The sequence below is a fragment of the Actinomadura gamaensis genome (genome assembly GCF_042652125.1).
GTDB classification, from domain to species: Bacteria; Actinomycetota; Actinomycetes; order Streptosporangiales; family Streptosporangiaceae; genus Spirillospora; species Spirillospora gamaensis.
The window spans coordinates 105,871-125,058 of record NZ_JBHSIT010000015.1 but is presented as its reverse complement, the minus strand read 5'-3'; the positions used below and the strand labels follow the sequence as shown (position 1 = coordinate 125,058).

The following is a 19,188-nucleotide window of genomic DNA, read 5'->3' as shown; positions in this document are numbered from 1 at the left end:
CAGCGCATCACTCATCGTTCTCTAGCCTTCTCGCTGGCATCAACGGACCAGGGAGGTCATGTAGTGAGCGAAGGGCAGCTGGCGGCGCTGGGGGCTCGGTTGGCGGCGTTTGGGTTTCGGGTGGAGCTTGCAGCGGATCTGCGGGTGGTGGACGCCTCGGTGCGCGGGTGTTGCGCGGAGGTGGCGCATCCCTCTGACCGGGTCACGTGTCGGGCGCGGGAGGACGACGGCGGGCGGCTGTGGTTCTGGACGAGTTGGGGCGAGCCGATCGCGGAGGCGGCACGGGTCGAGGACGCGGCGATCGCGATCAACGGCATGTTCGCGCGGCGGACGTCGTGACCGAGGACGTCGCGCTCGCGTTGGGCGCCTTGCGGAGGGCGTTTCCGGGCGTGCTCATCTGGCACGGAAAGCACACCCGGCGCTGGTGGGCGATGGCTGGTGGACGGCTGATCGAGGCGTCCGACCCGCGGGAGCTGGCCGGACGCCTCAGCGGTCAGCGCTTGTAGCGTTTGCCGTGGAGCATCGTGACGAGCTGGATGACCTGGGCCATCTGCTTTTCGGTGCGGTCGAAGCTCGTCAGGTTCATGGGGAGGGCGAAGCGCTGGCGGGTGATGGCCTTCGGGCGGGCGAACTCGCGGAGGCCGTCGGCGCCGTGGATGCGGCCGAAGCCGGACTCGCCGACGCCGCCGAAGGGGAGGGCGGCGACCAGGGCGAACGCGGCGAAGGCGTTGACGGAGGTCATGCCGGAGCGCATCCGGCGGGCGGCGTCCATCGCGCGGGACTTGTTCTTCGAGAAGATCGAGCCGGCGAGGCCGTAGCTGGTGGCGTTGGCCTTCTCGACGGCCTCGTCCAGGTCGCGGACGCGGTGGACGGTGATGGTCGGCCCGAAGGTCTCCTCGCGGACGGCGGACGAGTCGTCCGGGACGTCGGTGAGCACGACCGGCTCCACGTACGGCTTGCGGACCGACTCGGGACCGCCCACGACCGCCTTGCCGCCGCGTTCCAGGGCGTCCTTGATGTGGCGTTCGATGATGTCGAGCTGGGACGGCATGGTGATCGGGCCGTAGGCGGCCTCGCGGTCGAAGCCGGGGCGGAGCTTGGCGGCGCGCTCGGTGAGCTTGGCGAGGAAGGCGTCGTACGCCTCGTCCACGACGTAGACGCGCTCGACGCCGATGCAGGTCTGGCCGGCGTTCGCCATCGCGCCCCAGAGCGCCGAGTCGGCGGCGGCCTCCAGGTCGGCGTCGGCGTCCACGATGCAGGCGTCCTTGCCGCCGCACTCGGCGACGATCGGGGTGAGGTTCTCGGCGCAGGCGGCCATGACCTTCTTGGCCGTCCGGGCCGAGCCGGTGAAAGCGATCTTGTCGATGCCGGGGGAGGACGCCAGGGCGGCGCCGGTCTCGCCGAGCCCGGTGACGACCTGGAAGACCGGGCGCTCCGGGACCACGTTGCCGATAATCTCGGCCAGCAGGACGCCGACGCCGGGGGTGAACTCCGACGGCTTGAACACCACGGCGTTGCCGGCGGCCAGGGCGTAGGCGATCGAGCCCATCGGGGTGAAGATCGGGTAGTTCCACGGGCCGATGACGCCGACGACGCCGAGCGGCTGGTACTCCAGGACGCACTTCTGGTTCAGCGACATCATGCCCGGGAAGACCGTGCGCGGGCCGAGGACCTTGGCGGCGTGCCGGGCGGCCCAGTCCAGGTGCGAGATCGCCATGATCGTTTCGAGCTGGGCGTCCTGGAGGGTCTTGCCGGTCTCCTGGTGGATGAGCTCGGCCATCCGGTTCAGGTTGCGGGTGAGCGCGCCCTTGGCGTTCAGCAGCCGGACGCGCCGCTCCTTCCAGTCGAGCCCGCCCCACCAGGCGGCGGCGTCGCGGGCCTTCGCGACCGCCTCCGCGACGGCGCCGGCGTCCTGCACCGGATGCTCGGCGACCACCTCGCCGGTGGCGGGGTTCAGCGACGGGAACGTGCTGCTTTCCGTGGCGACGGACATGGCTGCCTCCGGGCTGCTCAACCGGGTAAGTGACCGCTTGCCAGCGTACCGGCTAGTACATCACCTTACGGCGGCGGCCGGGATCCAGCTCCCGTGGAACCCGGCCGGGACGCGCCGGGGCAGGAGCACGCGCGCCGTCTCCGACAGGTCCGCCGCCGCCAGGACCAGCAGCGACGACCCGGACGCGCCGGACTCGACCGTCAGCAGCCACCCGTCGTCCTCGTCCCGGCGGCCCTCGGCCGGGACGAACACGGCCTCGCCGACGTGGCCGTCCAGGCGCCGGGACGCGGACGATCCGGACTCCAGATCGTGCTTCACGACACCCGAGCGCGTGACGCTGTAGAGGTACCGGTGCGCGCGGCCGACGCGGTCGTCGTCGAGCGTGGGGAACTCGACGCTCAGGTCGTCCAGCTTCTCCTCGTGCGCGCGCCCGGTGGCGGGGTCGAGCGTCCAGCGGTGCAGGTACGAATCACCGGACGGAGACGAGACCGACGACGGCGCGCCGCCGATCTCCGACCACAGGGACGCGATGTCCGCCTCGTCGTACCGGACGCCGGTCAGCGTCACGCGGCCCCGGTCGTCCTCGAACGCGTTGCCGACGTGGAAGACGTAGCAGGGATCGACGTCGAACCAGCGCACCCGCGGCTCGCCTTCGCGCGGCATGACGCCGATGCGCGCGCCGTACGCGCCGTCCCAGCGGTAGGGCATGCCGCGGTCGAGCAGCTCCAAGTCGAACACCATCGGCAGGTCGAGCCAGACCACGTACCGCTCGGTGATGGCGAAGTCGTGCATCATCGTCGGGCCGGGGACCTCGATCTCGCGGCTCTCCACGAGGCGTCCGTCCGCGGAGAGGCGGTGGTGGGTCAGGTACGGCGGGACGGCCCCGTAGCCGAAGAACAGCAGGTCGCCGGTGCGCGGGTCGCGCTTCGGGTGGGCGGTCATGGCCGTGGTGAGCCGTCCGGCGAAGTCGCACGGGCCGACCGTGTCGAGGTCGGGCGTCAGCTCGTAGGGTAGGCCGTTCTCGACCAGCGCGTACACTGTGCCGTCGTGCGCGATCACGTGCGTGTTGGCGGGGACGGCGGCCAGGTCGAGCGAGAGGTCGTCGCGCAGGTAGGGCGCGCCGTTGGTGAACCGGGTCGTCCGGACCCAGCGGTTGCGGTACCACTCGGCGCGGCCGTCCCGGAGCCGGATGCCGTGCACCATGCCGTGCCCGGTGAACCAGTGGCGGCTCGGCTCGCCCGGCTTCGGGTTGGGCCCGTTGCGCAGGTACCGGCCGTCGAGCTCGGCGGGCAGGACGCCCTTGACGGGCAGGTCGCGGGCGGTCGTCTCGTCCGGGACGGGGGCGCGGTGGCCGTCGAGCCAGCTCTCCATGACAAGTCCTCCTGGAAGTGGCGGCGGGGTCAGGCGATGGTCTGCTCGATGCCGTGCTCGGCGAAGTACCGCTTGCGCGCGACCTCGGGGTACCAGCGGGTGAACCACGCCGGGACGGCGAAGCAGGCGACCTTCACGCCGATCAGCAGGCCGGTCTGGTGGGGCGCGAAGTGCTGGACGAGGCCGAGGCAGGTGGCCGAGACGGTGAACGCGGCGGCCCAGGCCGAGGTCAGGACGACGGCGATGCGGTGGAACAGCTCGGTCTTCGCGATCTCCTCCGACACCTGGCGGCGCGCGATGCCCTCGGTGAACGGGATGCCGGCGGCGATGGTGCCCCACGCGGTGAGCGCCAGCCAGCCGATCGACAGCGACGCGCCGTAGTGGACGACCGCCGCGTGCGGCGCGGCGAAGACGAGGACGGTGAAGGCGGCCAGGAAGACCGCGGTGGAGATCTCCAGGAGCAGGCCGTCCCAGGAGCGGCCGCGCCGGACGTCCACCGCGAGCAGGGCGAGCGCCGCGGCGAGGCCCGCCGCCGCCCCGGCCTGCGGGTTGAAGCCGCTGACCACGGCCAGGATGATCCACGGGAGGAACGTGAGTCCGTAGTACTTCAGCATCGCGGTCGCCTTCCGGCTCGGGGGGACGTGTCTGTGGTGACAGGTCGAACGTAGACCTTCCACTTTCGACATGTCAACTGTGATGTGTATGCTCTGGAATATGAGCCTTCGACACGCCGCGCTGGGACTGCTGGTCGAGATGGACGGGGCCAGCGGGTACGACCTGCTCAAGATGTTCGAGATCACCATGGGCAACGTCTGGCAGGCCACGCAGAGCCAGCTCTACGGGGAGCTGAACAAGCTCACCGCGGACGGTTTCATCGAGGTCGCGAGCGAGGGGCCGCGCGGGCGCAAGGAGTACCGCGTCACCGAGGCGGGCCGCGCCGAGCTGCGGCACTGGCTGCTCGACGTCCCGCCGAAGTTCGTCCGGCGCGACGAGGTCCTGCTGCGGCTGTTCTTCCTCGGCCAGGTCTCCCCGGACGAGGCCGCCGGATTCGTCCGGGACCAGGCCGCCGCGCTCGACCGGCGGCTCGGCGAGCTGGGCGAGCTGGAAGGGAACATCGACTGGGGTGACGAGAACCTGTCGTTCTACGGCCGCCTCGCGATGGAGTACGGCAAGCGCTTCATGGCCATGCGCCGCGAGTGGTACGGCTGGGTCCTCGAAGAGATGGCCGAGCGCGAGCCGAAAATGGCCGAGCGCGAGCCGAAAATGGCCGAGCGCGAGCCGAAAAAGGACTAGCCGAGAGCGAGCCGGCCGGAAGAGCGACGGCTGAAAAGGACCGAGGCCGGTCCCGGTGCGACGGGAACCGGCCTCGGTCCTTCTCGGACGAGGTGGGCGGTGAGGCTCAGGCGAAGAGGTCGGCGTTGTCGGCCGCCCACTCGGCGAACGTGCGGGCCGGACGTCCGGTGATGCGCTCGACCTCGGGGGAGATGAAGGCGGGACGGCCCACGGACTCGGCCCACATCTCCAGCAGGGAGTCCGCGATCGCGGGCGGCATGTGCGGGTTGCCGAGCATCTCGGCGCGCGCGGCCTCGGGCGACAGCTCCTCGTAGCGGACGTCCTTGCCGATGGCCTTGCCGATGAGGCGCGCCTGGTCGGCGAACGTCAGCGACTCCGGGCCGGTCAGCGGCGGACGCTCGCCGACGAGGTCGTCCCCGGTCAGCGCGCGGGCGCAGACGGCGGCGATGTCGCGCTCGTGGATCGGCGAGAGCTGCGCGTCCGCGTAAGGGCCGCGCACGGTGCCGGTCGCGCGGATCCGGTCGGCCCAGCCGAGGGTGTTGGTGGCGAACGCCCCGGGACGCGGGAACGACCACTCCAGCCCGGACGCCTCGATCTCCCGCTCCAGGTCGAGGTGGCGCCGCCCGATCGGGTTGCTGTCCTCCGCCTGCTCGGACGCGAGGGACGACAGCATCACCACGCGCCGGACGCCGTGGGCGCGGCAGCGTTCGAGCAGGTCGCCGAAGCCGGTGTAGAACACGGCGGGGTTGAGGAAGACGGCCGTGACGCCGTCCAGCGGGAAGTCGGCGGTCGCGGCGACCTCGACGCCGGCGGGCAGCCGGGCCGAGGCGGGGTCACGGGTCAGCGCGCGGACCTTGCGGCCCTGCGAGGCCAGCTCGGCGACGACGTGCCGGCCGACGTTGCCGGTGGCTCCGGTGATCAGGAACATGCGGATTCTCCAAGCTTCGGTGACGTGCGCCCTCATCTTCAACCAGACGGATGAACTTGTCAACCAACCGGATGGATGACGGTTGCGGCTACCATGTCGCCATGACGGACGCCGGAAAACCGCAGGCCACCGACCAGAAGCGGAGGGGAGCGCGGCGGCGCGCGCCGCGCGAGGGGGAGCGCAAGCTCGACGCCGAGCGCTCGAAACGGCTCCTGCTGGACGCGGCGCTCGACGAGTTCGCCGCCAAGGGCTACGCGGGCGCGCGCGTGCAGGACATCGCCGACCGCGCCGGGGTGAACAAGCAGCTCATCAGCTACTACTTCGGCGGCAAGGCGGGGCTGTACGCGGCGATCGGGCAGGCGTGGCGCGAGCGGGAGGCGGAGTTCGCGACCCCGGACGTCCCGCTGCCCGACCTGGCCGTCCGGTACCTGGAGCGGACGTTCGAGGAGCCGCGCGCCACCCGCATCAACAGCTGGATCGGCCTCTCCGGCGACTACGCGGACATGCCGGACGAGCGCGAGGACCTGTCCGACCTCGAACGCCGCAAGGCCGCGGGCGAGCTCGCCGACGACCTCGAACCCGAGGCGGTGATGCTGTTCATGATGGCCGCGGTGTCCGTCCCGACCACGCTCCCGCACATCGTCCGGTACGTGTACGGGCTGGACGCGGAGTCACCGGAGTTCCGCGCCCGGTACGCCGAGCAGCTGCGCCGCCTCGTCCGGCACCTGGCCGCGCCCGGCGGGCCGTCCGCGAAAACGGACCCGGCCACGGACACTGACGCGGACGCGGGCTAGAAGCTCAGCGTCTTCCAGAACTGGAACACCGCGTGCCCGATCTGGATGATCGGCTCGTTCAGCCCGATCGCGTCGGTGATGTGCGTGACCAGCGAGAAGAACGCGCGGTTGATCGGCCCGACCCAGAGCAGCGCGATGACCAGCAGGAACATGTAGCCGCCGTACGCGCTCACCTGGTTCACCCAGCGCGGCGGCAGGTACGGCTCGACGATCCCGAACCCGTCCAGCCCCGGCACCGGCAGCAGGTTCAGCAGCGCGGCGGTGACCTGGAGGAACGCCAGGAACGCGACGGCCGACCAGAAGATCCCGTGCTCGCCGTGCGCGAAGTTGCGGTACAGCACCGCCAGCATGATCGCGAGCAGCACGTTGCTCAGCGGCCCCGCCGCCGAGACCAGGCTGTGCCGCCACTTCCCGTGGATCCGCCCGCGGTCGATCCACACCGCGCCGCCGGGCAGCCCGATCCCGCCGAGCAGGATGAACAGCACCGGGATCGCGAAGCTCAGGATCGGGTCGGTGTACTTGGCCGGGTTCAGCGTCAGGTACCCGCGCGTCGCGACGCTGTGGTCGCCCGCCCGGTAGGCGAGGTAGGCGTGCCCGAACTCGTGCAGGCACAGTGACAGCACCCACCCGGCGATGACGAACCCGAACGCGGCGATCCGCCCCGCCCGCGGCACGTTCAGCCCGTTCACGGTCATCGTGATCTCGCCGTACCGCCAGGCGACCAGGCCGCACAGCACGGTGACCGCGCAGATCACCAGGAACACCGGGCTCGGGCGCACCGCGCCCCGGCCTCGCATCTGGTGCACCGAGCCCATGCCCTCGCGTCCCTCCCCCAGGTCGTCCACCGACTGCCCCGACGCTATCGCGTCCGGCGTGTGCCCCGCGTCAGCCGCCGTCCGCGGACGGGCCGTCACGTCAGGGCGCGGCGGTCCCGGGGGCGACGGCGGTCCCGGGGGCGACGGCGGGCGCGGCGATGGCGGGGACGGCGTAGGTGCGCAGGAAGGCGCGGGTGGCGTCCTCGCTCCGGTCCCGGTCCATCACGATCAGAGAGGTGATCAGGCGGAACAGGAACTCGACCGCGCCCTCCACGTCGATCTCGGCGCGGACGAGCCGCTCCCGCTGCGCCGCCTCGAAGTACGGCCGGACGTACTCGGCGCACAGCGCGAGCACCTGCTCGCCCGCGCCCGCGACGGCCGCCTGCATGTGCCCGGCCGCCTCCGGCACCAGCAGCCGCGCGATGGCCGGCTCGTCCCGGACGAACGCCACCGCCGACAGCGTCCCCTCGACGATCGCGTCCGGCACCGAGCGCTCGCGGGCCAGCCGCTCGGCCAGGACGTCCAGGAAGCGGCGCAGGCTCCGCAGCACGACGGCGAGGATCAGCTCGTCCCGCCCGCCGGTGACCGCGCGGTAGACCGTCGCGCGCGACAGCCCGGCCTCCGCCGCGATGTCCTCGACCGTCGTCTTGGCGACGCCGACGCGCCGGAAGCACTCCTCGGCCGCGTCGATGATCCGCTCGCGCGCGCGTTCCGCGGCCGCGGACGCCGGGCTCCCAGATGGCATGCCGGAAGCGTACGGCCTCAGCCGAGGGTGTAGTCGAGCTCCCAGGAGTGGGAGCCGTCCGGGAGGGCGGTGATGCGGCCCTCGCCCCGGATGCCCTTCAGCTCCCCGGTCCCGGACGTCGGGACGATCAGCCACCGCAGCCACTGCGTCCCGTCGTCGCTGCCCGCGCTGTGCTGGAGCACGAACGAGCCCTCCCGGCCGTGCAGGATGCCCTCCACCGTCTCCACGCCGACGTACGCCGCCGGCCCGGCCGACGTCTCGACGGTGATCAGGTCGGTGACGCTCGTCCCCACCAGGTCGCCGTGGAAGGTCTTGCGCACGCGGACCTTGGTGAGCTTGCGGCCGTCCCGCTCGTCGAAGGGCTTCTCGTCGTCCCAGGCGTCGATCTCGAAGGTGCCGTCGGCGTGAGCGTTCATGGTCCCCATGATGGCTCAACGGTCCCCGTGACGGCTCAGAAGAGCGTGCCCTCGTGCTCGATGCCGCGCAGCGCGTCGTAGTCGAGCGTCACGCAGTCGATCCCGCGGTCGGTCGCGAGCACCCGCGCCTGCGGCTTGATCTCCTGCGCCGCGAACACGCCGCGCACCGGCGCGAGCAGCGGGTCGCGGTTCAGCAGCTCCAGGTAGCGGGTGAGCTGCTCCACGCCGTCGATCTCGCCGCGCCGCTTGATCTCGACCGCCACCGTCGCGCCCGCCGCGTCCCGGCAGAGGATGTCCACCGGCCCGATCGCGGTCGGGTACTCCCGCCGGATCAGCGAGTACCCGGCGCCGAGCGTCCCGATGTGCTCGGCGAGCAGCTCCTGCAGGTGCGCCTCGACGCCGTCCTTGACCAGGCCGGGGTCGGGCCCGAGCTCGTGCCCGTGGTCGAGCAGCACCTCCTCGATCGTCACGATCAGCCGCTCGCCGGACTTGCCGTGGGTGACCGTCCACCGCGCCGTGGCGCCGTTCTCCTCGTACGGCTCCTCGCGGAGCGTGCAGGGCGGGTTCATCCAGTTCAGCGGCTTGTAGGCGCGGTCGTCAGCGTGAATGGACACGCTGCCGTCCGCCTTCACCATGATCAGCCGGACGGCGGAGGGCAGATGGGCGGTGAGCTTGCCGGCGTAGTCCACGCTGCACCGGGCGATAACGAGACGCACGTCCCGTGAGCTTAGTGACCCCGCGCCGTCCCCGCGCCCGAACCAGTGCCCGAACCGCGGCGCCTAAGGCGGCGGTGGGCGGGACTTAGGGCGTTGTGCCGATGCCGGGGGACGGGCCTTAGGACGAATCTCGAGGGTGTCGGGCCAGGTGGTCCGGTGCTGGAGGAGGGGTTCGGATGTTCCACAACGACGTCATGTACGCGGTGATGAAGGAGCGGGCCCGCGAGATGCGGGAGTTCGCCGAGGAGCAGCGGACCGCGGTCGAGGCGAAGCGGGCGCGGGAGCGCCGGGAGCGGGACGCGGTCGTGACCGCCGCCCCGTGGCGGCCGCGGAGGCGGCGCACCGCCCGCGACACCGCGCGTGCGTGCTGACCCGGCGTTGTCAAGGGTGGTAATCGGCGGGAGGCGGATCTAGCGTCGCGGGTGGGTGCTCATCACTCCCGGTGAAAGGACCATCCCGCGATGTCTCTCGACGTGTCTCCCGAACTGCTCAGGACGGCGAACGACGGCGACGTGGACGACGCCGCGTTCGTCGAGTGCATCAGGACGTCCCTGCCCTACGCGTGGGACATGATCAGCGGTCTGGTGGCCAGGCTCCAGGTGGACGGCGGGGAGTTCGCCGACAACCTGACCCCGCCGCCGGACGAGAAGGCCCGCGGGCAGCTGCTCCGGGTGCTCGCCAGCGACGCCATGCGGGCCTCGCTGGAACGCCACTTCGGGGTGCGGCTCGCGTTCCAGAACTGTCACCGGGTGGCGGTGTTCCCGACCGGGGACTCCGACGCTTACCGGCGGTTCGTGACGCCGCGCGAGCAGATCCTGAACCAGTCGCCCGAACTGCGCGACTGCTGATCAGGGGCCGGGCCCGCCGCGCGGGCCCGGCCTTCGGCGCAGCCGGGGAAGGATCTCGGCGCCCGTCCGGTCGATGGTGGCCAGGGTGGAGCGGCGCGATCCGCCCGCCTCGACCAGGAAGATCAGGTGCCGGATGCGGGTGCGCTCGACCGTGCGGGTGATCTTCGCGACGCAGTCGGCCGGGCTGCCGACCGGGTGCAGGTCGCAGAGCCTCCGCACGTAGGACGCGTCGTCGCGGGGCGGCCGGGGACGGTCGTCCACCGGGACGTAGCCGTCCAGGCCGGGGGAGAGCCAGCGCGGCATCTCGCACAGCAGCGTCGCCTCGGCCTCCTCGCGCGAGTCCGCGACGTGGAGGAGATGCGTCGAGACGTGCGGCAGGCTCGGATTCCCGTGCCGGGCCAGCGCGGCGGCCTTCTCGTCGTCACCCACGTGCATCCCGAGGAGCATCGGCAGCTCGCGTTCGGCGGCCAGCCGCTCGGTCGCGGGGGACGTGCACGCGACGACGACCGGCGGCTCGGGCCCGCGCGGGACGACCGGCACCTCGCGGAACGAGAAGTGCTCCCCGTCCCACCCGAGCCGCCCCGCGCCGGGCCGCCCCGAGCCGGGCCGTTCCGCGCCGGACCGTTCCGCGCCGGGCCGTTCCGCGCCGGACCGTTCCGCGCCGGGCCGTTCCGCGCCGGGCCGTTCCGCGCCGGACCGTTCCGCGCCGGACCGTTCCGCGCCGGGGCGTCCGGCGTGGAGCCAGGCCAGGAGGAGGTCTAGGGACTCGGGGAAGCCGTCCTCGAAGCGCGACAGGCCCGTCCCGAAGACCTCCAGATCGCGCCAGGGGCCGCCGCGCCCGACGCCGAGCCGGAACCGTCCGCCCGAGACGAGCGACAGCAGCGCGGCCTGCTCGGCGAGCGCCACCGGGTGCTGGTTCGACAGGACGCTCACCGCCGTCCCCACGTGGATCCGCCGGGTCCGGCCGAGCAGGTGCCCGGCCAGCGTGATCGCCGACGGGACGACCCCGTACCGCATGAAGTGGTGCTCGGCGATCCAGACATCGTCGAACCCGGCGCGTTCGGCCGCGACGGCCGCCGCGACCGTCCGGTCGAGGGCGTCGGCGTCGGACTCTCCGGGGAAGCGGGCCGCGAGCAGGAAGACTCCGAAGCGCACGCCCCCGTCCTACCCGCCTCCCGGCTTCTGGGACACTGCCGTCCATGACTGAGGGTTCGTTCAGCAAGGTCGGAGTCGTCGGCCTCGGCACCATGGGTGCGGGCATCGCGGAGGTGCTGGCGCGCGGCGGGCTCGCCGTCGTCGGCGTCGAGATCAACCAGGACGCGCTGGAGCGCGGGCGGGGGCACCTGGAGAAGTCCACCGGGCGGGCGGTGAAGCGCGGCCGGCTGACCGCGGACGGGCAGCGCGAGATCCTCGACCGGATCGCGTTGACCACCGACTTCGGCGACCTCGCCGACTGCGACCTGGTGGTGGAGGCGGTCCCCGAGCGGCTGGACCTGAAGCACAGGGTGTTCGCCGAGCTCGACAAGGTCGTCCGGGACGACGCGATCCTCGCGACCAACACCTCGTCCCTGTCGGTGACCGCGATCGCCGCCGCGACGGGCCGTCCGGCGCAGGTCGTCGGCGTGCACTTCTTCAACCCGGCGCCGGTGATGAAGCTGGTCGAGGTGATCGGCACCGTGCTGACCGCGGACGGCGCGGTCGACCGCGTCGCCGCGCTGGTCAGGGGCCTCGGCAAGACGCCGGTCGTGATCGGGGACCGCGCCGGGTTCGTCGCGAACCGGCTCCTGTTCGGCTACCTCAACGACGCCGCGCGCATGCTGGAGACCAGGCACGCCACGCGCGACGACATCGACACCGCGATGACCGCGGGCGGCGGCCTCCCGATGGGCCCGTTCACCCTGATGGACCTGATCGGCCTGGACACCTGCCTGGAGGTCCTGGAGGCGATCTACGCCGAGACCCGCGACCGCCGCCACGCGCCCGCGCCGGTGCTCCGCGAGCTGGTCACCGCCGGGCTGCTCGGCCGCAAGACCGGCCGCGGCTTCTACCCCTACGGCGAGGACGCCCCGGCCGCGTCCGAGCCGCAGGACGGTCCGCTGCCGTCCGTCGCGGTCGTCGGCGACGAGGAGCTGTCGCGCGCGTTCGCCGCCGCCGCGTCCGAGGCCGGGGCGCCGACCGCGAGGATCGAGGACGCCGACCTGATCGTCGCGTCCGGCGAGGACGCCGACCTCGCGGGCATCGAGGCCCGCGCGAAGGCCGGCGCGGTCGTCCTCGGCGACGGCGGCCTCACCGGCGGCGGCGCGCTCGCCGCGCACAAGCCCGAGGCGGACCGCCCGCTGGTCGAGATCGGCCTCACCCCGGTCACGCCGCGCGAGTCCGCCGACCGCGCCGTCGCGCTCGTCGCCCGGCTCGGCCTCACCCCGGTCCGCTGCCGCGCCCGCCGCGGCTTCATCGTGGACGCCCTCCGCTTCCCCTACCTGAACGACGCCGTCGCCATGCTGGACGCCGGGTACGCCGACGCCGACGCGATCGACGCCGCGATGACCCTCGGCTGCGGCTACCCGGCCGGCCCGATCGCCGAGCTCGACCGCCTCGGCATCGGCCGCGCCCTGGACCAGCTCGAATACGACCCGGACGAGGCGAACCCGCACGTCTCCGACCGGCTCCGCGAGCAGTGGGACCTGGGCCTCACCTTCCGCTGATCCGCGCCCACCCCACGCGGGCGGGGGTCGCCCCCGCCCGCGTCCTCCTCCCTGATCCGCGCCTTATCCTTGATCCCATGAGCCCCCGCAAGAATCGCCGCAACGCGCCGGAGCCGCGCGGGGGCGGTGCGTCCTGGGTGGACGAGACGGAGGACGCCCCGGACGGCGAATGGCACGTCCGGACGGTCGCGGGAGCGAACGCGGCCAAGTCCTACCGCTGCCCCGGCTGCGACCAGCTCATCCCGCCCGGCGTGGGGCACATCGTGGCGTGGCCCGCCGACCGCGGCGGCGCCGACGACCGCCGGCACTGGCATCGGCCCTGCTGGCAGGCCCGCCTGCGGCGCGGGCCGAAGGTCGTCCGGTCCCGGAACGCCCCCCGCTACTGACCCGTCCGGTACCGGAACGCACCCCGTTACTGACCCGTCCGATCCCGGAACGCACCCCGTCACTGATCCGACCGGCCGGTCGGGCAAACCCGGACGGCCAGTCGCGGCCAGAGGTCTCCGTGCGATGCCGCTCCGGGGTGACGATTGGCTGACCACCGCCTTGCCGGTGGTCGTCGGGGTCGTCAACGGGGAGGGGCATCGTTGCCATGACCGTCGTGCAGCTGTACGCCAGGGATGTGGGCACGGGCACGCCGCTCGTGCTGCTGCACGCGTTCCCCCTGTCCTCGGCCATGTGGCTGGCGCAGCGGGAGGGGCTGGCGAAGCGCTTCCGCGTCGTCACCCCGGACCTGCGCGGCTTCGGCGGGTCGGTGCTCGGCTCGGACGACCCGTCCGTGGACGCGATGGCCGACGACGTCGCGCGGATGTTCCGCACCCTCGGCATCGCACGCGCGGTCGTCGGCGGCATCTCCATGGGCGGCTACGTCGCGATGGCGCTGTGCCGCCGGCACCCGGACGTCGTCCTCGGCCTGGTGCTGTGCGCGACGCGCGCGTCCGGCGACGACCCGCAGACGAGCGCGACGCGGCTGCGGCAGGCGGACCGGCTGGAACGCGACGGCGACGTTTCCGTCCTGGTGGACGAGGTGCTCCCGAACCTCGTAGGTCCGACCACGATGCGGCAGCGGGCGCTGGTCTACGGCCGGGTGCGCGGGCTCGTCCAGGCGACGCCTCCCGCCGCCGCCGCGTGGGCGCAGCGCGCCATGGCCGGACGCGAGGAGGCGTTCGACACCCTGCGCGGCCTGAAGGTCCCGGCGCTGGTCATGGTCGGCGCCGAGGACGTCCTGGCCTCCGAGGACGACGCCCGCGCCATGGCCGAGGCCCTGCCGAACGCCGAACTCACGATCGTCCCGCGTGCCGGGCACCTCGTCCCCGTCGAGCAGCCCGACCTGTTCAACCAGGCCGTCGCCGAGTTCGCCGCCGCCCTCTCCCGCGCCTCCGGCTAACCGCCCGGTCGCGCCTCCGGCTAACCGCCCCGCCGCGCGTCCGGCCAGCCGCCCGGCTGCGCCTGCGGTTAAGGCGCCCGCCGGGTCTGCGGCTAGGACGCCTCCTGGCGGGGGAGGACGATCTCCCTGATCAGCAGCGAGATCGCCGCCGCGGTGGGGATGGCGATGAGGGCGCCGACGACGCCGAGCAGGGCCGCGCCGATGAGCGCCGCGACGATCGTCACCGCGGGCTGGACGTCCACGGTCTTCTTCATCACGCGCGGGTAGACGAGGTAGTTCTCGATCTGCTGGTAGACGACGTAGAAGATCACGGCCGCGATACCCTCGTAGACGCCGGTGAGGAACGCGACCAGGCACACGATCACCGCGCCGATCGTCGCGCCGACCAGCGGGATCAGGTCGGTGACCGCGACGATCAGCGCCAGCGCGAGCGCGTACGGGACGCCGAGGATCTCCAGGAAGATGTAGGACGTCAGCCCCGCGATGAACGCGATCGTGAACTGGCCCGCGACGTAGCCGCCGATCCGGTCCAGGATCTCGTCGCCGAGCAGCGCCGCCCGCGCCCGCCGCGTCCGCGGGACGAGCTGGTAGAAGAACGCCTTGATCTGCGGCAGCGAGCTCAGGAAGTACAGGGTCAGGATCAGCACGGTCAGCGTCTTGAACGTGCCGCTGAGCGCCTGCTTGCCCGCCTCGACCGCCCAGTTGGCCATCTTCTGCTGGAACTTGGAGTCGTTCAGCTTGTCCTGCGCCTGCTGGAGCAGGTGGTAGCGGCGGTCCCAGTCCGAGATGCGCCTGTTGCCCTGCAACTGCTCGATGTAGTGCGGCAGGTTCTGGGTCAGCCCGTTCACCTGGTCCACGATCGGCGGGACGAGCGAGGCGACCACCCCGGCGAAGAACAGCACCACGCCGAGGAACACCACCGCGACCGCCCAGCCGCGCGACAGCCCGAGCCGCTTCAGCCGCTCCACCGCCGGGTTCAGCCCGACCGCGAGGAACATCGCGACCACGATCGTCACCAGCGTGGACTTCGCCCCGGTCGCGGCCTTCAGCAGCAGGTAGGCCGTCATCACGCCGAGCGCGGCGGTGAACCCGAAGACGAACGGGTGGTGCCGTCCGAGCGGCTCTCCGGGCCGTCCGAAGGGGAACCTGCGGTCGGCGCTGGCCTCCTGCTTCAGCTGCTCGACCTGCTCCACCGCCTCCTCGGCCGACACCGGCGTCGAGACGCTGACCTCGGTCACCCGCGCCACCTCGACCGTCTCCGAGACCTTCCCGGACGCGCCGTCCGCCTCGGTGCCGGACGTGCGCTCCGAGTCCGTGCCGGACGTGCCGGACGCCTCCGTGCCGGACTTGCCGGACGACTCCGTGCCGGACGTGCCGCCGGAGTTCTTGTCCCGGTCGCTGGAGGCGCTCTCCGAAGTGCCGTTCGGAGCGGGGTCGGAAGGGGGTGCCTCGGCGGGGGCGTCCGCCCCGGCGGACCGCGGGGTGTCGTCGGGCACTCCGGCTCTCCTCTGATCCTCGTCCGGGCGGAACATGCAGGACGAAAACCATACATCGGGTAAAGCGGAGTTAACCCGGCGAAGTGCGGGAACGCCGGAGGCCCGGCGGGCGAACCGCCGGGCCTCCGGGACGAACGGGAACGACCGTCAGGTCACTCCTGCCACCAGTCCTCGTCGTCATCGTCGGACTTCTTGGCGCCGGCGGGCTTGGCGCCGGGCTTGCCGCCCTGCTGCGGCTTGCCCTGGCCGCCGCCCTGCGCGGACGGCCCGGACGGCGCCGGCGCGGGAGCGGGCTTGGGCTCGGGCGCCGGGGCGGGCACCGGCTTCTCCAGCGCGGGGGCCTCCTCGGGGCCGCCGAGCGCCGGGCCGACGCCGCCGATGAGCTGGCGCAGCTGGTTGAGGTGGCTGGTGATGCTGTCGCGCTGGCGGGTGAGCTCGTCCACCTGGCGCTGCGCGGCGGTGCGGATGCGCTCGGCCTCGGCCTTGGTCTCGGCGAGCAGCTGCTCGGCCTGGCCCTTGGCCTCGGAGATGATCTGGTCGGAGTTCTTGCGCGCGTTCGCCATGAGCTGCTTGGCGTGCGAGTCGGCCTCGCGGCGGGTCTGCTCGGCCTGCTGGGTGGCCTTGGCGGCGCGCTGCTCGGCGGACGCGGCGCGCTGCTCGGCCTCGGCGACCAGCTTCTGGGTGGCCTGCTGGGCGGCGGCGTGGCGCTCGGCGTCCTGGCGGTCGGCCTCCTCGCGGCGGGCGGCGAGCTGGATCTCGAACTCGGCCTCGGCCTGGGCCCGCTGCGCCTCGGACTCCTCCAGGATGCGCTGGGCCTGCGCGCGCATCTCGTCGGCCTGCCGCTTGGCGGTGGTCAGGATCTCGTCGCGCTCGCGCTTGGTGGACGCCCGGAGCTGGGCGACCTCGCGCTCGGTGGTCGTCCGGAGCTTGGCGATCTCGCGCTCGGCGGCAGCGCGCTTCTCGGCGACCTCGTGGTCGGCGGTGGCGCGGAGCTTGGCGACCTCGCGCTCGGTGGTGGAGGTCAGCTCGTCGGCCTCGCGGCGGGACGCGGTGCGCACCTCGTCGGCCTCGCGCTCGGCCTGGCCGCGCATGTCGTCGCACTCGCGCTGGGCGGTCGCGCGCAGTTCGGAGGCGTCGTTCTCGGCGGTGGCGCGCAGCTCGGCGGCCTCCACCTTGGCGGCGGCCTTGATCTCGTTGGCCTCGCTGCGGGCGGCCTGGACGAGTTCGGTGGCCTGTTCCTCGGCGAGCCGGAGGAGTTGCTCGATGCGGGCGCCGAGGCCGGAGTAGGTGGGGCGCTCCTGCTCCTGGAGCTGGCGGTGCGCGTCCGACAGCTCGCGCTGAAGCTGGCTGGTCTGCTCGCGAGTGGTCCGGACCTCGTTGTCGAGCTGCTTGATGTGCTCGTCGACCTGGTGCCGGTCGTAGCCGCGGAGCACCACGTCGAACTCGCGCGGGGGCGTGTCTTCAAAGAAGTTGCTGAGCTGGGCGTCGATGTCGGACTGCATGTGGCTCAATCCTGGTGTGACGGGGCTACGGGCCAAGTTCCGGGGACCGGTCGAACGCCTGCCTGAGGGGCGCTCGGCCCCAGACCTTCTCCGGCGAAAGAAGCGTACTCCGCGTGCTGTGCTGTTGGGGGCTCAACCGAACGGACTGGGAGGTTTGTCGCGTTTGTCCGGACCCTCTGAGAGGCCCGTGATGACGGGGGTTCCGGGCGTCAAAATGCACCAGAAGTGTCCGAACGGTTACAGCCCTCCACTCCGGAGGCCGCGAACCGGCCCTGTGATATCGATCACATCACGATCTCGTGGCGCGTCGCGGGCGGTCCCGTCCGCCGATCCGGCGCTCTCCTCCGCCGATCCTCCGCTTCCGTCCGCCGGCCCGGAGCCCTACTCGGCCCGTCCGGCGGTCCCCTCCGCCGGCCCGGTGCTCTTCTCCACCAGCTCGGTCAGGACGCCGTGGCAGTCCTTGGGGTGCAGGAAGGTGATCCGCGAGCCGAGCGAGCCGTGCCGCGGGCTGTCGTACAGCACCCGGACGCCCTTGGCGGCGATGCCGTCCGCCTCGTCCTGGACGTCGCCGTCGGTGCCGAACGCGACGTGGTGCACGCCCTCGCCGTTCTTGGCCAGCCACTTGGCCACCGTCGAGTCGTCCCGGACCGGGGTGATCAGCTGGAGGTAGCTGGCCGCGCCGTCGCCGGTCTCGTTGATCTTGAGCATCGCCTCCCGGACGCCCTGCTCCTCGTTGGTCTCGTAGTGCACGTCGGTGAACCCGTAGGTCTCCCGGTAGAACGCGACCGTGGCCTCCAGGTCGTGGCAGGCGATGCCGATGTGGTCGATGCGGGTGAGCATGCTTCCTCCCCGGGGCGAAGAGCGTTCGGTCCTGCTGAGTATCGTGGCAAACGTCCCGCCGTACCTTCTCGTGGAGGCCCCCTTTGTCCGTCGGTTCCGTCATCGTCGCCGGTGCCCGCACCCCCATCGGGCGGCTGCTGGGCTCGCTGAAGGACTTCTCCGCCGCCGACCTCGGCGCGCACGCGATCAAGGCCGCGCTGGAGCGCGCCGGGATCACCGGGGACCAGGTCGAGTACGTCATCCTCGGCCAGGTGCTCCAGGCCGGCGCGGGCCAGATCCCCGCCCGGCAGGCCGCCGTGAAGGCGGGCATCCCGATGAGCGTGCCGTCCGTCAACGTCAACAAGGTCTGCCTGTCCGGGCTGGACGCGATCGCGCTCGCCGACCAGCTCATCCGCGCGGGCGAGTTCGACATCGTCGTCGCGGGCGGCATGGAGTCCATGACCCAGGCCCCGCACCTGCTGCCGAAGTCGCGCGGCGGCTACAAGTACGGCTCGGTCGAGGTGCTCGACCACATGGCCTACGACGCGCTCACCGACGCCTTCGACGGCGTCTCCATGGGCGAGTCCACCGAGCGGCACAACGCCAGGCTCGGCATCACCCGCGAGGAGCAGGACGAGTTCTCCGCCCGCTCCCACCAGCGCGCCGCCGACGCGATCAAGAACGGCCGCTTCGACGCCGAGATCGCGCCGGTCGAGATCCCGCAGCGCAAGGGCGACCCGATCGTGTTCGGCACGGACGAGGGCGTCCGCGGCGACACGACCACCGAGACCCTGGCCCGGCTGCGTCCGGCCTTCGCCAAGGACGGCACGATCACCGCCGGGTCCTCGTCGCAGATCTCCGACGGCGCGGCGGCCGTCGTCGTGATGTCGAAGACCAAGGCCGAGGAGCTGGGGCTCACCTGGCTCGCCGAGATCGGCGCGCACGGCAATGTCGCCGGCCCGGACAACTCGCTCCAGTCCCAGCCGTCCAACGCCATCCGGCACGCGCTCGGCAAGGCGGGCCTGACCGTGGACGACCTGGACCTCATCGAGATCAACGAGGCGTTCGCGTCCGTCGGCATCCAGTCCATGCGGGACCTCGGCGTCGGCCCGGAGAAGGTGAACGTGGACGGCGGCGCGATCGCGCTCGGCCACCCGGTCGGCATGTCCGGCGCCCGGATCGTCCTGCACCTGGCCTACGAGCTGAAGCGCCGCGGCGGCGGCCTCGGCGCCGCCGGCCTCTGCGGCGGCGGCGGCCAGGGCGACGCGCTGCTGGTTCGAGTCCCCGGCTCCGCCGAGCTCGCCTAGCGGCTCGCCCGGCGGCCCGGGCACTCCTGCGAGCGCGGCATCGCTTCGCGATCAAC

General features: G+C 72.4%; 22 protein-coding genes. 10 read left to right on the top strand and 12 right to left on the bottom strand.

Annotation, left to right across the window (positions count from 1 at the left end; all coding sequences use genetic code 11):
• Positions 1 to 63: 63 nt before the first annotated feature.
• Positions 64 to 339, top strand: a complete 276-nt coding sequence (locus ACFPCY_RS38255) for a hypothetical protein (RefSeq protein ID WP_378263871.1) — start codon at positions 64 to 66, stop codon at positions 337 to 339.
• Positions 336 to 506 (top strand): hypothetical protein, encoded by a 171-nt coding sequence (locus ACFPCY_RS38250; protein WP_378263869.1) that lies wholly within the window; start codon positions 336 to 338, stop codon positions 504 to 506. Before ACFPCY_RS38255 ends, ACFPCY_RS38250 begins: the two co-directional genes overlap by 4 nt.
• On the opposite strand, the gene ACFPCY_RS38245 is transcribed toward ACFPCY_RS38250, so the two are convergent.
• Genes ACFPCY_RS38245 through ACFPCY_RS38235 form a run of 3 tightly spaced genes read right to left on the bottom strand, consistent with a single transcriptional unit; the run spans position 494 to position 3,978 of the window.
• Positions 494 to 1,993: an aldehyde dehydrogenase family protein gene (locus ACFPCY_RS38245; RefSeq protein ID WP_378263867.1), complete on the bottom strand. Its 1,500-nt coding sequence runs from the start codon at positions 1,991 to 1,993 to the stop codon at positions 494 to 496. The two genes, ACFPCY_RS38250 and ACFPCY_RS38245, sit on opposite strands and share 13 nt — an antisense overlap.
• Before the next feature lie 60 nt (positions 1,994 to 2,053).
• Positions 2,054 to 3,364 (bottom strand): carotenoid oxygenase family protein, encoded by a 1,311-nt coding sequence (locus tag ACFPCY_RS38240; RefSeq protein WP_378263865.1) that lies wholly within the window; start codon positions 3,362 to 3,364, stop codon positions 2,054 to 2,056.
• A 29-nt stretch (positions 3,365 to 3,393) separates the two neighbouring features.
• Positions 3,394 to 3,978 (bottom strand): hypothetical protein, encoded by a 585-nt coding sequence (locus tag ACFPCY_RS38235; RefSeq protein ID WP_378263863.1) that lies wholly within the window; start codon positions 3,976 to 3,978, stop codon positions 3,394 to 3,396.
• Positions 3,979 to 4,078: 100 nt separating this feature from the next.
• Between ACFPCY_RS38235 and ACFPCY_RS38230 the strand changes: the two genes are divergently transcribed.
• Complete coding sequence (locus tag ACFPCY_RS38230; protein WP_378263861.1) at positions 4,079 to 4,657, top strand: PadR family transcriptional regulator; 579 nt, start codon at positions 4,079 to 4,081, stop codon at positions 4,655 to 4,657.
• 106 nt (positions 4,658 to 4,763) lie between these two features.
• On the opposite strand, the gene ACFPCY_RS38225 is transcribed toward ACFPCY_RS38230, so the two are convergent.
• Entirely contained in the window at positions 4,764 to 5,585 is an 822-nt protein-coding gene (locus tag ACFPCY_RS38225) for an NAD(P)H-binding protein (protein WP_378263859.1), read from the bottom strand.
• 101 nt (positions 5,586 to 5,686) lie between these two features.
• Between ACFPCY_RS38225 and ACFPCY_RS38220 the strand changes: the two genes are divergently transcribed.
• Positions 5,687 to 6,379: a TetR family transcriptional regulator gene (locus tag ACFPCY_RS38220; protein WP_378263857.1), complete on the top strand. Its 693-nt coding sequence runs from the start codon at positions 5,687 to 5,689 to the stop codon at positions 6,377 to 6,379.
• On the opposite strand, the gene ACFPCY_RS38215 is transcribed toward ACFPCY_RS38220, so the two are convergent.
• From ACFPCY_RS38215 to nucS, 4 genes are all read right to left on the bottom strand, one after another.
• Entirely contained in the window at positions 6,376 to 7,224 is an 849-nt protein-coding gene (locus ACFPCY_RS38215; protein WP_378263855.1) for a site-2 protease family protein, read from the bottom strand. The genes ACFPCY_RS38220 and ACFPCY_RS38215 overlap by 4 nt on opposite strands.
• A gap of 70 nt (positions 7,225 to 7,294) precedes the next feature.
• Complete coding sequence (locus ACFPCY_RS38210) at positions 7,295 to 7,939, bottom strand: TetR/AcrR family transcriptional regulator (protein WP_378263853.1); 645 nt, start codon at positions 7,937 to 7,939, stop codon at positions 7,295 to 7,297.
• A gap of 17 nt (positions 7,940 to 7,956) precedes the next feature.
• On the bottom strand, positions 7,957 to 8,355 hold the full coding sequence (locus tag ACFPCY_RS38205; RefSeq protein ID WP_378263851.1) for a DUF3224 domain-containing protein: 399 nt from the start codon (positions 8,353 to 8,355) through the stop codon (positions 7,957 to 7,959).
• A gap of 35 nt (positions 8,356 to 8,390) precedes the next feature.
• Entirely contained in the window at positions 8,391 to 9,071 is a 681-nt protein-coding gene (gene nucS / locus ACFPCY_RS38200; RefSeq protein WP_378263849.1) for an endonuclease NucS, read from the bottom strand.
• Positions 9,072 to 9,247: 176 nt separating this feature from the next.
• Between nucS and ACFPCY_RS38195 the strand changes: the two genes are divergently transcribed.
• Both ACFPCY_RS38195 and ACFPCY_RS38190 read left to right on the top strand, forming a co-directional pair.
• A complete protein-coding gene (locus ACFPCY_RS38195; RefSeq protein WP_378263847.1) occupies positions 9,248 to 9,442 on the top strand; it encodes a hypothetical protein in 195 nt (64 codons plus the stop codon).
• A gap of 90 nt (positions 9,443 to 9,532) precedes the next feature.
• Positions 9,533 to 9,919, top strand: coding sequence for an SCO5389 family protein (locus ACFPCY_RS38190; RefSeq protein WP_378263845.1), 387 nt, complete (start codon positions 9,533 to 9,535; stop codon positions 9,917 to 9,919).
• Here ACFPCY_RS38190 and ACFPCY_RS38185 read toward each other — a convergent pair whose 3' ends face one another.
• Complete coding sequence (locus ACFPCY_RS38185) at positions 9,920 to 11,074, bottom strand: LLM class flavin-dependent oxidoreductase (RefSeq protein ID WP_378263843.1); 1,155 nt, start codon at positions 11,072 to 11,074, stop codon at positions 9,920 to 9,922.
• A 44-nt stretch (positions 11,075 to 11,118) separates the two neighbouring features.
• Here ACFPCY_RS38185 and ACFPCY_RS38180 point away from each other — a divergent pair, with 44 nt between their 5' ends.
• The 3 genes from ACFPCY_RS38180 (at position 11,119) to ACFPCY_RS38170 (ending at position 14,008) form a co-directional block, all read left to right on the top strand.
• Entirely contained in the window at positions 11,119 to 12,621 is a 1,503-nt protein-coding gene (locus tag ACFPCY_RS38180) for a 3-hydroxyacyl-CoA dehydrogenase family protein (RefSeq protein ID WP_378263841.1), read from the top strand.
• A gap of 77 nt (positions 12,622 to 12,698) precedes the next feature.
• Positions 12,699 to 13,007 (top strand): ATP/GTP-binding protein, encoded by a 309-nt coding sequence (locus ACFPCY_RS38175; protein WP_378263839.1) that lies wholly within the window; start codon positions 12,699 to 12,701, stop codon positions 13,005 to 13,007.
• Positions 13,008 to 13,213: 206 nt separating this feature from the next.
• On the top strand, positions 13,214 to 14,008 hold the full coding sequence (locus ACFPCY_RS38170) for an alpha/beta fold hydrolase (protein ID WP_378263837.1): 795 nt from the start codon (positions 13,214 to 13,216) through the stop codon (positions 14,006 to 14,008).
• 92 nt (positions 14,009 to 14,100) lie between these two features.
• On the opposite strand, the gene ACFPCY_RS38165 is transcribed toward ACFPCY_RS38170, so the two are convergent.
• The 3 genes from ACFPCY_RS38165 to mce form a co-directional block, all read right to left on the bottom strand.
• Positions 14,101 to 15,504, bottom strand: a complete 1,404-nt coding sequence (locus ACFPCY_RS38165) for an AI-2E family transporter (RefSeq protein ID WP_378263835.1) — start codon at positions 15,502 to 15,504, stop codon at positions 14,101 to 14,103.
• A gap of 152 nt (positions 15,505 to 15,656) precedes the next feature.
• Positions 15,657 to 17,006, bottom strand: a complete 1,350-nt coding sequence (locus ACFPCY_RS38160) for a DivIVA domain-containing protein (RefSeq protein ID WP_378263833.1) — start codon at positions 17,004 to 17,006, stop codon at positions 15,657 to 15,659.
• 381 nt (positions 17,007 to 17,387) lie between these two features.
• Entirely contained in the window at positions 17,388 to 17,846 is a 459-nt protein-coding gene (gene mce, locus ACFPCY_RS38155) for a methylmalonyl-CoA epimerase (RefSeq protein ID WP_378263831.1), read from the bottom strand.
• An 83-nt stretch (positions 17,847 to 17,929) separates the two neighbouring features.
• Between mce and ACFPCY_RS38150 the strand changes: the two genes are divergently transcribed.
• A complete protein-coding gene (locus tag ACFPCY_RS38150; RefSeq protein ID WP_378263829.1) occupies positions 17,930 to 19,132 on the top strand; it encodes an acetyl-CoA C-acetyltransferase in 1,203 nt (400 codons plus the stop codon).
• The last annotated feature ends 56 nt before the right edge of the window (positions 19,133 to 19,188 follow it).